Origin of the sequence: Vibrio sp. V33_P6A3T137, assembly GCF_009904835.1 — a bacterium.
Taxonomy (GTDB): Bacteria; Pseudomonadota; Gammaproteobacteria; order Enterobacterales; family Vibrionaceae; genus Vibrio; species Vibrio metschnikovii.
On the sequence record NZ_WXWK01000037.1, the window covers coordinates 1 to 15,067 of the forward strand.

At 46.6% G+C, this 15,067-nt stretch carries 13 protein-coding genes; 5 read left to right on the plus strand and 8 right to left on the minus strand.

The window, feature by feature from the left end; translation table 11 throughout:
- Positions 1-212: 212 nt before the first annotated feature.
- Both CAG60_RS02920 and CAG60_RS02925 read left to right on the plus strand, forming a co-directional pair.
- The gene (locus CAG60_RS02920; RefSeq protein WP_004395549.1) at positions 213-1,280 is read left to right on the plus strand and encodes a PLP-dependent cysteine synthase family protein; all 1,068 of its coding nucleotides are present in this window, start codon (positions 213-215) and stop codon (positions 1,278-1,280) included.
- 340 nt (positions 1,281-1,620) lie between these two features.
- Entirely contained in the window at positions 1,621-2,109 is a 489-nt protein-coding gene (locus CAG60_RS02925; protein ID WP_161425767.1) for a copper resistance protein NlpE N-terminal domain-containing protein, read from the plus strand.
- A gap of 73 nt (positions 2,110-2,182) precedes the next feature.
- On the opposite strand, the gene CAG60_RS02930 is transcribed toward CAG60_RS02925, so the two are convergent.
- Together CAG60_RS02930 and CAG60_RS02935 are read right to left on the minus strand one after the other, a co-directional pair.
- Positions 2,183-2,503 (minus strand): DUF1244 domain-containing protein, encoded by a 321-nt coding sequence (locus CAG60_RS02930; protein ID WP_161438249.1) that lies wholly within the window; start codon positions 2,501-2,503, stop codon positions 2,183-2,185.
- 104 nt (positions 2,504-2,607) lie between these two features.
- Positions 2,608-3,477, minus strand: coding sequence for a Tim44 domain-containing protein (locus tag CAG60_RS02935; RefSeq protein ID WP_161438250.1), 870 nt, complete (start codon positions 3,475-3,477; stop codon positions 2,608-2,610).
- A gap of 198 nt (positions 3,478-3,675) precedes the next feature.
- Here CAG60_RS02935 and CAG60_RS02940 point away from each other — a divergent pair, with 198 nt between their 5' ends.
- Entirely contained in the window at positions 3,676-4,266 is a 591-nt protein-coding gene (locus tag CAG60_RS02940) for a TetR/AcrR family transcriptional regulator (RefSeq protein ID WP_154168549.1), read from the plus strand.
- Positions 4,267-4,282: 16 nt separating this feature from the next.
- Entirely contained in the window at positions 4,283-6,154 is a 1,872-nt protein-coding gene (locus CAG60_RS02945) for an MFS transporter (protein ID WP_161438251.1), read from the plus strand.
- A 5-nt stretch (positions 6,155-6,159) separates the two neighbouring features.
- Here the strand turns inward: CAG60_RS02945 and menE are convergent, their stop codons facing one another.
- The 6 genes from menE to CAG60_RS02975 all read right to left on the minus strand — a co-directional run bounded on the left by menE (position 6,160) and on the right by CAG60_RS02975 (position 13,421).
- The gene (menE, locus tag CAG60_RS02950) at positions 6,160-7,599 is read right to left on the minus strand and encodes an o-succinylbenzoate--CoA ligase (protein WP_161438252.1); all 1,440 of its coding nucleotides are present in this window, start codon (positions 7,597-7,599) and stop codon (positions 6,160-6,162) included.
- Complete coding sequence (menC, locus tag CAG60_RS02955) at positions 7,599-8,588, minus strand: o-succinylbenzoate synthase (protein ID WP_161438253.1); 990 nt, start codon at positions 8,586-8,588, stop codon at positions 7,599-7,601. Before menC ends, menE begins: the two co-directional genes overlap by 1 nt.
- Before the next feature lie 107 nt (positions 8,589-8,695).
- The gene (gene menB, locus CAG60_RS02960; RefSeq protein WP_158138198.1) at positions 8,696-9,562 is read right to left on the minus strand and encodes a 1,4-dihydroxy-2-naphthoyl-CoA synthase; all 867 of its coding nucleotides are present in this window, start codon (positions 9,560-9,562) and stop codon (positions 8,696-8,698) included.
- A gap of 34 nt (positions 9,563-9,596) precedes the next feature.
- Positions 9,597-10,412 carry a 2-succinyl-6-hydroxy-2,4-cyclohexadiene-1-carboxylate synthase gene (gene menH, locus CAG60_RS02965; protein ID WP_161438254.1) on the minus strand — a complete coding sequence of 272 codons (816 nt, stop codon included), beginning with the start codon at positions 10,410-10,412 and terminating at the stop codon, positions 9,597-9,599.
- Positions 10,402-12,114 carry a 2-succinyl-5-enolpyruvyl-6-hydroxy-3-cyclohexene-1-carboxylic-acid synthase gene (gene menD / locus CAG60_RS02970; RefSeq protein ID WP_161438255.1) on the minus strand — a complete coding sequence of 571 codons (1,713 nt, stop codon included), beginning with the start codon at positions 12,112-12,114 and terminating at the stop codon, positions 10,402-10,404. The genes menH and menD overlap by 11 nt, the downstream gene beginning before the upstream one ends.
- Positions 12,111-13,421: an isochorismate synthase gene (locus tag CAG60_RS02975; RefSeq protein WP_161425756.1), complete on the minus strand. Its 1,311-nt coding sequence runs from the start codon at positions 13,419-13,421 to the stop codon at positions 12,111-12,113. Before CAG60_RS02975 ends, menD begins: the two co-directional genes overlap by 4 nt.
- A 300-nt stretch (positions 13,422-13,721) precedes the next feature.
- Between CAG60_RS02975 and CAG60_RS02980 the strand changes: the two genes are divergently transcribed.
- Positions 13,722-14,936, plus strand: coding sequence for a pyridoxal phosphate-dependent aminotransferase (locus CAG60_RS02980; RefSeq protein WP_004395561.1), 1,215 nt, complete (start codon positions 13,722-13,724; stop codon positions 14,934-14,936).
- Positions 14,937-15,067: the final 131 nt, after the last annotated feature.

Below are 15,067 nucleotides of genomic sequence, written 5' to 3' on the forward strand. Positions count from 1 at the left end.
GTGCTGTCTTTTTGCAACATCGCCAGTAACTGTTTATCAATGCGATCCATATCCACCACCTTTTATTTCTATAGCAATCATATTATAGAGAAAATAATTCTCTTAAATTAGCAAATCAAAGGCAAGATAACCAAGTTTTTCTCCCTCACACAACGTACATTATCAGCATTAACTCATGAGCAATTGCTCGTCATTACTGTGAGAACGCCACCATGTGTACCGACCATCAATGGATTAATAACGCGATTCGTAAAATCGAAGCCGATTTTCAACGCTCGGCTGATACCCATTTAATTAAGCTCGATCTGCCTAGCATTGCCGGGATTGATCTTTATCTTAAAGATGAGAGCACGCACCCGACTGGCTCGCTCAAACATCGCTTGGCTCGCTCTTTGTTTTTGTACGCGATATGTAATGGCTGGGTTGGTCCAGATACGCCAATTATTGAAGCTTCTTCTGGCAGCACCGCGATTTCTGAGGCCTATTTTGCCCGCTTATTAGGCCTGCCTTTTATTGCGGTGATGCCGAAATGCACCGCGCGTAAGAAAATCGAACAAATTGAGTTTTATGGTGGCAAAGCACATTTAGTCGATCGCAGCGATCAAATTTATGCTGAGTCTCGCCGCTTAGCGCAAGCGTTAAACGGTCATTATATGGATCAATTTACTTATGCTGAGCGGGCCACCGACTGGCGTGGTAACAGTAATATCGCCGATAGTATTTTTCAGCAAATGCAACGGGAAGATCATCCCATTCCAAGTTGGATTGTGATGAGCCCAGGCACCGGCGGCACTTCCGCCACCATTGGCCGTTTTATCCGTTATCAGCAACATAATACTAAGCTGTGCGTCGTCGACCCAGAAAACTCGGTATTCTTCGATTATTACCAAACGCGCAATAGTGAGTTAACCCTTCAGTGCGGCAGTAAAATTGAAGGCATTGGCCGGCCACGTGTCGAACCGAGTTTTATTCCCAATGTGGTTGATGAGATGAGACAAATCCCCGATGCGGCCAGTATCGCTACCATTCATTGGTTAGAAAAGATCGTGGGAAGAAAAGCCGGCGCATCAACCGGAACCAACCTTTATGGCGCACTTCAATTAGCCAGTGAGATGAAACAGCGCGGTGAACAAGGCTCAATTGTGACCTTATTATGCGACAGTGGTGAGCGTTATTTGGATACTTATTACAACCCAGAGTGGCTAGCACACAACATCGGTGACTTAGCACCTTACGCCGATAAGTTAGAGACGTTTCAGCTTACAGGCCAACTGGATTAAAGCTATCCTTGACGATTGAAGAGTTGCAGGTTGGCGGTAAGTGAGTCCCCATGAATATAGACAGACTATGTGATTAGGATGAACGAACGTAGCTAACACCGCTGCAGCTTCAAGTAGGAAGGGGATAACATCAAGCTATTGATTATGTGGATTTTGTTTTAACGATGACCGTTCTCTGACAGCGAATGTCGAAAACATGACGCCTATCTGACGCGGTTAACGTTCATTTGATGAATAATAACGACCTCAGTCACCAACGACTTCACACCGTCGTCGAACGGCTCATAGATAAGGCCGGTGGCTATCACAACGTCCGTTTCAATTGAAGGTATAGAATATGATCAAAAAATCTCTTTTTGTCGTCAGTGCACTGACCTTAGTGTTGGCTGGCTGTGATAATCAACAGCAAGCCTCTGCCCCTGTAGAGTCACAAACCGCTCCCGTGACCATCGATGTTAATGATGATGAAGCCGTGATGGATGAAGCATTTAAGAGTGAGCATACCGCTTACAATAGTTTAGATTGGCAAGGGACCTATCAAGGCGTACTCCCTTGTGCGGATTGTGCCGGCATTGAGTATACCTTGGTCTTAAATGATGATCTGACCTATCAACTTACTCAAGTTTATCAAGGTAAAGAGCAAGCAGCTCCATTTGTCTCTCAAGGAAAATTCCACTGGGAAAACAATGGCAGCGTCATCACCTTAGACGGGGAATCGGATGCGCCCAATCAATACTTTGTCGGTGAAAACATGTTGATGAAATTAGACAGTAATGGCGAGAGAATTACTGGCGATTTAGCGTCTTTGTATAATCTTAAAAAACAATAGCCGTTGCTTCGATAAATGCTTTTCACTTATCCCCAACCACCTAATAATAGAGTGTTTGGGGATAAAACCAAGATTAAGAATTTTGCTGGCGTGCGGCAAAAGCCGCCGCTTGCTCTGGTGTTGCCGGTAATTGATAGTTAGCTTTCCACTCATCATAGCTCATGCCATAAATCCGCTCACGCGACTTATCAATATCCATTTCAACCCCTATCGTCTCAGCTTCCGCTTGATACCATTTACAAAAACAGTTACGACAAAAACCAGCCAAGATCATCAGGTCAATATTTTGCACGTCTTTGTTATTATCTAAATGCGCTAACAGACGACGAAAGACCGCCGCATCGATTTTATCTTGTTGTTCTTGAGTTAAGTGTTGAATGTTCGCTTCTGACATGATGTTTCCTTTTTAATAGTGAGCGGTAGCATTAGCTTATCTCAAGATAGCAAAACGCCCAAGACAAGCTTGGGCGTTCATCAATCATCCAACGCTGATATCAATCAGCCTTGAATACCAACAATTAACCATGGCGCGTTAGGTTGCGTTAAATCACGCTCTAAATGCCAAATATCTAAAATTTCTTCTTCTGTTTCAGAACCCAAGTCGCGGCATCGACCCGTAAATTGTATACTCAGTTGCGCTTTACGATCATCGTAATCGGCACGAACAATCTCTGCATCGACATACATGACTTCAGTTTGTGGCTGTTGATCCAGCTTTTCTCGCTCAGCTTTCAGATCAGCGAATAAACTTTCAGACACGTACTCCTCAATCGTCTCAAGCTGGTTATGGTTCCAAGCACCTTGCAAAATACGGTAGTGCTCACGTGAACCATTAATGAAGGCGATTTTATCAAAACCAGGTGGGTAGTTATGGGGCACATCGTTATGCATGGTTGAACCAAACCCAGAACTCGCTGCTGGTTTAAATTCCTGCTCTGGAGCTTGCTCAAAACTTTGGCGATGTACATTGGTGTTATAAGCTGGCTGACGAGGATTAAGGCTACCCTGCTTACCTGCCAGAAAATGACGAGCAAGCTTAAAGAGTGCAAATCCTATCAGACCGAAGATCAAAATATCCATAAATTGGATACCTTCAAAGGCACCACCAAAAAACGCAGCCAGTAGGCCACCAGCGAGTAAGCCACCCATCAGGCCGCCCATTAAACCTCCGCGACTGTTGGTCGCAGCAGGTTGCTGATTATTTTGCTGACGTTGCGGAGTCGCTTGTTGCTGTTGATGATTTTGTGCAGGCGCGGTTCGATGGTTCTGACCAAACGATTTACCACCGCCCATCCGTCGAGCTTCAGCATCAGGAATCACCATGACAGTGATCATCAGTAACGCCATAAAAGAAAACAAACGCTTCATATATTTCCTCAGGGGATGTCATTAGGTACAAAAGGCTTTTATTCTTTGTCATGATAGTCACTTCAAGACGCTAAGCAAACCTTTTGCCTGACTGACATGTATCAGAATATTGCAGCCTTATTGAGTTGACGCTCTCCCAGACACTCTCTAGAATATCGAACATTGTTCTTTTTTGATTATGCGGTTTAACAACAACTTATGGCCAGACGCAACGATCATACTCGCGAAGAGTTGATCTCTCTTACTTTAAAAGCCAGTAAAGCTTTCTTAAGCAAGCACTCTTATCATGAACTTAGCCTAAGAAAAATCGCCAGTATGATAGGTTATGTGCCAAGCACCTTGGTCAATGTATTTGGTAGCTATAACTTGCTGCTTTTACATGTTGTTGCACAAACGCTCGATGAGCTGGCTTCAGAATCTAAGTTAGCCGTAAAAAAATGCGCAGACCCTAAAAAAGCGCTGTATAAACTGGCCTACTGTTATCATGACTTTGCTCAAAAGCACCCCTACCGCTGGCAGTTGATTTTTGAACACAATATGAATGGCGAAGATCTTCCAGAATGGCAAGCAGAACGAATCAACGGCATGACTACCATGCTAGAGTCGCTGTTACAAGTCATTGCCCCTCATCGCAGTGCACAAGAAGTATTACGCACGAGTCGCGTTTTATGGGCTGGGGTGCATGGCATTACGTTACTGAGTGTTGATGATAAATTTTTTACCGCTGAGCCGGTCGATGGTAAAGCATTGATTGAAGATTTACTGAGCCAATATTTGGCTAACTGGTAACCATTAAGGCAAAACCATGCACAGTTCTCAATCTTCATTGTTAACACAACGACGTTTTCTTCCGTATTTTATCACCCAATTTTTTGGGGCGTTTAACGATAATATCTTTAAAAACGTGTTGTTGCTGTTTGTGGCTTTTGCCGCTGTGGATACGTTATCCATCTCCAGTCACCTATTTATTAACCTTGCTGCCGGCTTATTCGTGTTACCGTTTTTCTTATTTTCAGCCTCAGCGGGAGTATTAGCCGATAAATACGAAAAATCGTGGTTTATCCGCCGCGTAAAACTGTTTGAAATCGCCATTATGTGTATTGGTGCGATAGGTTTTATCACCCAAAGCTATGGTCTTCTACTGTTTATGCTGTTTTTAATGGGCACCCAATCGGCGTTTTTTGGTCCGGTCAAATACGCGCTGCTGCCTCAACAATTAAAAACCAATGAACTGGTTCAGGGCAATGCATTAGTGGAAACAGGCACCTTTCTCGCTATATTACTCGGTACCATTGGCGCTGGCGTTATCGCTTCGCTCAATCATGCTCATTATATTGCCGCCGGAGCGGTTATCCTTTTCGCCCTACTCGGCTATCTTGCTAGTCGCTCTATTCCTATCGCCCCAGCCAGCGATCCAAACTTGGTGTTTACTTTCCGTCCTGTTCAGCATACCCGCACTACGCTGGCGATTGCCAAACAAGACAGAACCATTTTTCAATCGATCATGGCGATCAGTTGGTTTTGGTTTCTAGGCGCGACTTATCTCACCCAGTTTCCAAATTTCACTAAACTGTTTCTTGGTGGCACCGAAAGCGCGGTGTCATTTTTGCTGGCCTTATTCTCTGTTGGGATTGCGATAGGCTCACTCACCTGTGATAAACTCTCTAACCATCGAATCGAAGTCGGACTGGTACCACTCGGCAGTTTAGGTATTAGCTTATTTGGCTATCTGATGGCCGCCAGCGTTCCCGCTGTTTTACCTCCTTTTACACAATTTAGTGATTTTATTAGCCACCAAGCTCTATGGCCCCTGTTTAGTTATTTACTGTTATTGGGCGTCTCTGGCGGTATTTTTATTGTGCCACTTTATGCTCTGCTTCAGCAAAGAGCCAAAGTCACTGAACGAGCACAAGTCATCGCGGCGTTAAATATCTATAACGCGCTATTTATGGTGGGCAGCGCACTACTCGGTATTGTCTGCTTAAGCCTACTTGAATTAACTATTGTGCAGCTGTTTATCCTACTTGCGGTGCTCAATGTGTTAGTGACAACTTACCTGTTCTTACAAGTACCTATTTTTGTGCTGCGCTTGGTGGTGTGGGCCTTAACCCACAGCATTTATCGAATGAAGCACAAAAATTTACACCATCTGCCTGAGCAAGGCGGCGCGCTGATTGTCTGTAATCATGTCAGTTATATGGACGCGTTATTGCTCAGCGCGGTTTGCCCACGTTTGATCCGCTTTGTCATGGAAGAAGATTACGCGAATATTCCTATCTTAAGGCCGTTACTCAATCGAGCTGGGGTGATCCCGATTTGTGCCAATAAACGCAGTTCGATTCGCCGCGCCTTTGCTGAAGTCGATCAAGCGCTGCAAGAAGGCCACTTGGTGTGTATTTTCCCCGAAGGCCGCCTAACCAGTGATGGCGAGATCGCTCCTTTTATGCGCGGAATCGATGTTATTTTAAAGCGCAGCCCAGTACCGGTGATCCCGATGGCAATTAAAGGCTTATGGGGTAGCTTTTTTAGCCGTTACAAGGGCCGTGCCTGTCGTAGTTTACCCCGTAAGCTATGGAGTAAAATTGAAATTGAAGCAGGCGAGGCAGTGACCAGTGGACAGGCCAACACCGAGCTAATGCAACAAAAAGTCGCTCAGCTACGTGGGGATTGGCGCTGATAGGTCTAGTCTAGTGGTGTATAACGACTTTGCTGATCGGCAAACCAGTTCTTGACCGCTTGGCGTGAAATCTTGATACCACTCTCAGTCAGAGTGTCAGGCAGTTGCCAGTAAGCGATGGGATGTTTGAATTTTTCCAGCTTATCGGCCAACCATTCACCAAGTTGCTTTTGATCGGGTAATGAATGACAACGCAGCACGGCAATACTGCGCGCGCCAAATTCGGCGTCTTGCACGGGGACAACTACCGCCAATTCAATCTGCGGATGACGAGCTAACACGGTTTCAATTTCTTCACAGTGAATATTTTCTCCGCCTGAGATAAACAAGTTATCCGCGCGGCCAATAATGCACAGTTCATCGCCATACCACGCCCCCAGATCACCACTATCAAACCAGCCTTGTTGATTAGTTAATGGTGTAATCGTCCCGTGTTGATAATAACCACTGGCGAGGGTTTCCCCTGCTATCCAAATTCGTCTATCGACTACTTTCACTTGCCGTTTCGGTAGCACTTGGCCAGCACTCGCTGTCTCATCTACCGGTTTGGCGGTCACCGTAGAGGCCGCTTCCGTCATCCCATAACCAATCCAAGTTTCGATCCCTTGCTGAGCTGCTTGCTGAGCGAGGGTCAGTGGGATATGACTTCCACCGAGTAAAACATGGCTTAAGCTGAGGGGCTGTTGGCTGGCTAACAATCGTTGCAGCTGCGTGACGACTAGAGAAGCGTGACTGACCTGCTGAATATCATCGAGTAATTGACCCGTACCCAGTTTTAAACAGCCGCCGACCGCGAGCCAGCGATAAACAATCGCCAGTCCAGAGACATGATAAAGGGGCAAACTGAGTAGCCAAGTATCTTGCTCGCTAAACGCAAACCGTGCTAATAAGCCCTCAGCAGAAGCAAAATGCTGACGATGGGTATGAGCCACCGCTTTAGGGACGCCCATGGAACCAGAGGTAAAAATAAGCGTCGCCAGATTATCCAACGCATAAGCGGCAGAGCAAGCCGCTTCGCCATCTACGTCTGATACCGCACTTGAAAGCGGCTTAACCGGGGGAAGGTCAATAAACTGCAATGGCGATGAATAACACTTAGCCAGTTCATCAACCAATGAATTCAGCGACGGAGAAAGCCATAACCAAGCAGGCTGAGAGCCATACAGACGAGTGAGTTTTTCTGTCAGTTGCGCAGCGGGCTGCGGCATAGTGATGGCACAAATAACCCCTTGCTGCATAGCGGCTAATAGCCACCACAATATTGATGGCTGATTTTTACCCACCAAAGTTAACACATCACCAGACCGTAAACCGGCCAGCTCCAGTGCGGCGGCGTACTGATCCACTTGTTCGGTCACTTGCTGCCAAGTGAGTGTTTGCTGCTCAAGCTGCAACGCAATACGCTGCGGATCGCGCTGCTGCCACTGTTGCCACGGGGTATTCATTAAGCGGATTGCCACACGAGCGTTTGTTGATCTAAGCGGTGGACTGGTAAGGCGCAGCCCGGCCAAGGTGTTTCTAGCTGGGCTTTAAATAAACCGATCGTATCTAAGCCGGGGATGGTCTCTGGCAACAACCAATGGGATAACCGAGCGAGCTGAGTTAAACCTAAGCTTGATTCTAAACTCGAGCTGATCACCGCTTGAATGCCCAAACTGCGCGCTTTTTCAATCAAAGCTTGGCAAGTTTGCACTGAGCCAATCAGTGTCGGTTTAATCACGATCGCTTTGGCTCCGGTTAAATCTTCTAACTGAAAATCCGCTTGCTGCACCGCATGTTGTAGGGTTTCATCCCACGCTATGGCAATCCCGCTATCAATCGCAAAAGCAAGGCTATCGCTTGGTGAGCGACAAGGCTCTTCTAAAAACGCTATCCTGCCGCGCACCGAAGGCGAGACATATTGAGCAAATTTAGCCGCTTTCTCTTTGCTCCATGCTTGATTGGCATCAAGCCGCAATTGCAGATCTGGCATCGACTCTAAAAACAAATTCACCAGCATACCATCGCGGATCGGCTCATAGAGACCCACTTTAACTTTGGCGACTTTCTGACCTGGCATAGCGTTAAGTAACGGGATCAACTCATCAGGATCGCCACTACACAATGGCGCACTATGATATTGCCCCTCTGGACTAAGCTCGCCTGCCAGCTCCATCTGCGCCATCGATAAGCCAAACGCCACCGAAGGAAAACCATTATCGATATGGCCCTCTTTCCCTTGTACCCACAAGGCTAATTGCTCTTTCGCTAGCGCTCCTGCTTCTTGCAGAGACTCACGACTAAAGCCTATCAATGGCGCAATCTCTCCGCGACCCATTTTCCCATCTTGCTCTAGTTCAACAATAAATCCTTCACGTTGAGTCAGTTTTTGCTCACGAAGGATCACGCCGCTATCCATGGGTAATTGATATTGATAAAGCTTGGCACTGCGCATGATGGTTCCTTTTGCTAAAATACGATGAAATGGTTAGCTACTGTGGAATGATTTATCTCTCACCGGATCAAACGTGACCGATAAGAGATAAAGTGTAAAGCGGTGAATTACGGGTTACGGGGGAATTTATTAAAGTCTGGACGACGTTTTTCATTAAACGCGTTGCGTCCCTCTTGCCCTTCTTCGGTCATGTAGAACAGCATGGTGGCATTGCCCGCTAACTCTTGCAGCCCCGCTTGACCATCGCAGTCGGCATTCAGCGCCGCTTTTAAACAGCGCAGCGCCATTGGACTGTGTTGCAGCACTTCACGGCACCAACGCACAGTCTCTTTTTCTAAATCTTCAACCGCGACGACGGTATTGACTAAGCCCATATCTAAGGCTTCTTGCGCATCGTAAAAACGGCATAGGAACCAAATTTCCCGCGCTTTCTTCTGCCCCACGATCCGCGCCATATACGATGCGCCCCAGCCACCATCAAACGAGCCAACTTTAGGGCCAGTTTGACCAAACTGAGCATTGTCGGCAGCAATGGTTAAATCACACATCATATGTAATACATGGCCGCCACCAACAGCCCAACCGGCGACAGAAGCAATCACCGGCTTAGGGCAAGTACGAATTTGACGCTGAAAATCCAATACATTGAGATGATGAGTCCCACTATCATCTTGATAACCGCCGTAATCGCCACGAATTTTTTGATCGCCCCCAGAGCAAAATGCTTTTTCACCAAGACCGGTTAAAATGATCACCCCAACCCCCTCATCGTAGCGAGCATCGGCTAAAGCATGGATCATCTCTTTCACGGTCAGTGGGCGAAACGCATTACGCACCTGCGGACGTGCAATAGTAATTTTTGCAATGCCATCAGCCGATTTGTGATAGTGAATATCTTGATAATCGCCGCTGCAATCTTGCCATTCAACGGGAGCATAGAGTTCTTGTTCTGAAATGCCTACTGTTTTAGCCATGGTGAATTTCCACTGTTATTGTCTAGGTTTATAATTAACGTTCAGCGTTGCTACATGCCATTAACTCAATCATCAGTTGAGCAAAAGCTTGCGGTTGTTCATGATGAACATTGTGTCCAGCCTGCTCAACAACGTGGTAATGCAAACCACTGCGCTGAGCAAGTGAATAAAATTTAGCATCATTTTGTCCACATACGTAATGGACGCGAAACGGGACAAGGGATAACGACAAGCGCACATCCGGTTGCCTTGCCAACGAAGTAGCCAATAGCATTTTTGCAACCGCAGGACCAAGGTTATCACTACGTAATGTGACTAAGGTTTGTCTTTGCTCATGATTCAGTGAAGAAAATACCGCTTGCTGATACCAATCGCTGAGAACTTGAGCAATCGGCTGCTGAGCAAAGCGCGCGGCCCAATGTTGGTCGTGCTGCCAGCGGGCATTTCTTTCCTGCTCATCCGTCAGCCCAAAGTGACCGCCTTCAATGACTAAGCCTTGAATATTCAGCGCGTCAAACCACCCCTGAGTACAACCCAGCATTGCCAATCTTGCCCCCAGTGAGTAGCCAACCAACCAGATAGGCGTTGTCGGTGGGCAATGAGCGGTAACAACTTGCGCTATCTGCTGACAAACATCGGCAAAATCGCTGCAACCAAGATGGTGACTCTGACCGTGTCCCGGTAAATCAATCAATAGTAGCGAATACGCGCCACGCAGCCGCTCGACAACCATTTGCCAATCTTGACTTGAGCCCAAAAAACCATGCAGAAAAACCACCACCGGCTGCACAAGGTTATTCTGTGCTGGTTGAATCGGCTCAATCTTCGCTAACCACTGACTATAAAGCATGAATTTGTGATATCAGTTGCTTAAGATGCTCAGCGGCTTGTTGTGATGGGGTTATCACCTCAAGCACTAACGTCCCCTGCCCTGTCTTTAAGTGCTGATCAATGGCTTGTTGATAAACCACTAGGGTTTCTGGGGCTTGATAATCGAGGGCAAATTGCTTAGCCGCAAACTCGAAATTTAAGCCATGTGGCATCTGATATAACGCCGAGCGCTGATCGTCGGGGACAGGTAATAAATCAAAAATGGCGCCGCCATCATTATTGATCACCACAATCACCAGCGGCTTTGGTGGCGTGCGAACTAAAGCTAACGAATTGAGATCATATAAGAGTGAGGTATCACCGAGCAGCATCAACATCGGCTTATTCAATGCCCGCTGAACCCCTGCAGCCGTCGCCACCAGTCCATCAATCCCTGATGCGCCGCGATTGGAAAATACCTCACGCTGTTTGAGCTCACTGAACATATCCACTAAACGCACGATCAAACTATTACCAATAAACAGAGTACTGGCAGCGCCACGCTCGGTGAGATCCAAAGCCACCGCCACTTCACTCAACTGAGGTTGCGATAGATGCAGCTTTGCAAGCTGGGCAATGCTTGAGGCATACGCTTTCAGCTCATCTGCCCAACCAACATGTAGGGTTTGCAATGGGTGCTGCTTAGCCAATTGATGCTCAACCCAAGATAGAGCATCGCACAGCCAATGCTGCTGCGCCGCATGGCTAGGGTTATTGCGCACGACTTGTGGGCTAACATAGGTGTAATTACAGTTAGCTTTTATCAGTTGTTGTTCTAACCACTGGTTTAATCGTTTAGAGACAATGCGAGCGCCAAATTGAACAATATGCTGGCATTCACTCAGCAGCGCCCTTGCCGTGCTATTTTGTAGCCATAAATCGTAATGTGCCCATTCGCTGCTCACCCCAGATTGAGGATCGCACAGCACAGGCCAACCAAGTTGCTCGGCAAAGCTTAATGCTGCCTGAGCTTGAACTAAGGATAGCGAGCCAATGATCACTAGCCCTTTTTGGCTTAACAGTGCGTTATCAGTTGGCAGTGGTGCGCTCAAAGTTTGATAACGTTGGCTGTAAGGCTGCTGACCTTGACGCCATTCATCAACCGTCGCGAGATAGTCAGCGTATAATTCACGCTCATGGCTGGAATAAAGTGGTTCTGGATAGGGGCAGTTAATATGAGCCGAGCCGCCAAACATCGCTTGCTGATGCAAAGCATCATCCAGTGTGGTTAATAACCAAGATAATGGTAAGCGCAAGGTTGGGCTTGGCAAATCAATAGCTTGAGTCACATGCAAGCCATAAATATTATTTTGTACGATCGCCTGATTAGCCCCACAATCCACTAGCTCTCGCGGACGATCGGCGGTTAACACAATCAGTTTTTCTCCGGTCAATTTCGACTCAGCAATCGCAGGGAGTAAATTAGCCACGGCGGTGCCGGAAGTGACAATCACCGCCACGGGGGTTTGACTGGCTTTGGCTAAACCGAGGGCTAAAAATCCTAGACCACGCTCATCAAAGTGAGTATGGATTTTCAGTTGTTGATTAGCCGCGGCTTCTAAAGTCAGTGGCGTCGAACGCGAACCGGGCGCGATACACACTTGAGTAACGCCAAAGCGAGTCAACTCTTCTAATAGAGTCTGCGACCAAATTCGATTCAGTAATGCTTGGTCTTGATTCATAAGGCGATCCCTAATGGTGGTTGATTGGTGATCAAACTGAGTAAGGTGGACATTTTTTTATCCAGCTCTTGCCATTCATGCTCAGCGATAGAGCCCGGTACAATGCCGGCACCCGCATAAAGCTGAACACAATTGTCCACCACCAACGCACTACGGATAGCGACACAAAATTGCGCTTGTTGATGACTAAAATAGCCCATCGAACCTGCGTACCAACCGCGAGCAAACGGTTCATGTTCGGTGATAAACTCTAACGCAGGTTGGCGAGGCAATCCCGCGACGGCAGCGGTTGGTTGTAGCGCGCTTAGTAACTGCACCCCATTCACGCTTGGCTTGAGCTGCGCGACAATATCACGCTTTAAATGCTGTACTTGACGCAGCGTCAGTAACTGCGCGTTGCTTTCCACTTCAACCTGCTCAGCCAAAGGCGTTAAACGCTCAATAATATCATCCACTACATATTGGTTTTCATTGAGGTTTTTACCGTCATGAATGAGCCAATCCGCCAGTTGTTGATCCTGCTTAGCCGTATCGCCACGGCCAATGGTTCCGGCCAAGGCTTCCGTTTGTAACTCTTGCCCTTGGCGACAGTATAGACGCTCTGGCGTTGAGCCGATAAAACTGTGTTTACTATCCAAAGCTAACAAAAAATGAAAACTGCGCTGGTTATCAGCAATACTGGCTTTGAGTAATTGCGCAGCACTTATCGCGTTATCAAGGGTTAAGCGCGTTTGGCGAGCTAACACCACTTTTTTGAACTGCTGCTGCTCAATCGCCGCCAATGCCTGACCGACTAATTGGTTCCAATCGATTGGACTAGGCAGATGTTCAACGTCTAACACTTGACTGTGTAAGCGCGATAGTTCTTCAACATCGACGTGTAACTTCGTTAAGGTGGCTAACGTACGCTGGCGATCTTGGGCGATAAAATTGGCAGCTACGCTCCAATGCTGATCAAAACGGATAATTTCCACTTGCGGTAAGAAAAAAAACGATGACATACAGCGCCGATTTTTATCGGTCTGACCATCAAACGAGCGCCCACCCCAAACGCGCTGATTATCGCCTAATATCGCATAAGCAGGGGCCGGTTCGGTAAAGGTATACAATTGACCAACAGCCACCACCTCTTCGCGTCCATCACGAGACTGCCAATAAAATTTGGGAAATAGAGGCTGGGCTTCAAGCCAATCGATCAACGCAAAAGGCGGTGGTCCTATTAATGTTTGGACAAAACGAACGTCGTTATCCTTTGCGTTCTTGATTTGCTCTATCAACCGAGCAATGGCTTGATGAAAATGAGACAAAGCGACCTCGTCGACTATGAGATTCGATTAACAGCGGCTACTCTATTGACAGCGTTAGCGTAAATCAAGGTTGCGACTGCTCTTTTTTGACCTTCTCCCGCCTCTAAGGGGATCTATTTAACTATTTAACATTGCTGTGGGCCATTAAAACCCATCAAGGCATCTACTGAACTGATATCGCTAATCCTCAGCCATAAAGAATATCGTCACGAAAACCCCTTAGCTATAGATTTATATTCTTAAAAAAGGCAATCTAGACTGGTTTAATAAAGTTTTTTAATAATTTTCAGGAATTTTACAATGCAAAATATCGGGATGTCGTCAAAACTCGATAATGTCTGCTACGACATTCGAGGTCCAGTACTCAAACATGCTAAACGCATGGAAGAAGAAGGGCATAAAATACTAAAGCTCAATATCGGCAACCCGGCCCCGTTTGGTTTCGATGCCCCAGATGAAATTTTAGTTGATGTGATCCGCAACCTCCCTACTTCCCAAGGTTATTGTGATTCAAAAGGGATCTACTCCGCTCGTAAAGCGGTGGTTCAGTATTACCAAAAACGCGGCATTCGCAGCCTCGATGTCGAAGATGTCTACATTGGTAATGGCGCGTCTGAACTGATCGTCATGTCAATGCAAGCGTTACTCAACAACGGCGATGAAATGCTAGTCCCAGCTCCAGATTATCCATTATGGACCGCTGCGGTGGCTCTCTCTGGCGGCACGGCAGTGCATTATCTGTGTGATGAACAAGCCGATTGGTATCCGGATCTGGATGATATTAGAAAGAAAATCACCCCTAAAACTCGTGGCATTGTTCTGATTAACCCCAACAACCCGACCGGCGCAGTGTACAGCCGAGACTTCTTGCTGGAAGTGATTGAGATTGCTCGTCAACATAAGTTGATGATTTTTGCTGATGAGATTTACGATAAAGTTCTCTACGATGGTGCCGTGCACACTTCAGTCGCCACCCTAACCGAAGATGTATTAGTGGTGACGTTCAACGGCTTATCAAAAGCTTATCGCGTATGTGGTTTTCGTGGCGGCTGGATGTTCTTAACCGGTCCTAAGCATCAAGCCGAAGGCTATATCGCCGGCCTTGATATGCTCGCCTCCATGCGTTTATGCGCTAACGTGCCGATGCAGCATGCGATTCAAACCGCCCTTGGTGGTTATCAAAGTATTAATGAGCTTATCTTACCTGGTGGCCGTTTGTTGGAGCAGCGCGATCGCGCTTGGGAACTGATCAACCAAATCCCTGGTGTCTCGTGTGTGAAACCCAAAGGGGCGATGTACTTATTCCCGAAAATTGATACCAAAAAATACAGTATCAAAGACGATCAAAAAATGATTTTAGACTTCTTGATCCAAGAAAAAGTACTATTGGTGCAAGGCACTGGCTTTAACTGGCCAAAGCCGGATCATTTCCGCATCGTAACCTTACCGCACGTTGAGGATTTGGAAGTCGCCATCGGCCGCTTCGAACGTTTTTTAAGTACTTATAGTCAGTAGATCTTATTTAAATAGCAGCCCTCAAGTTATTGAGGGCTTATTTGATGCCATATTTATAAAAAGTTAATATTTCTTCAGAATCTTCACAATATCATCTTTGCTTTCTGCAGAAATGATTGCATTTATGTCAT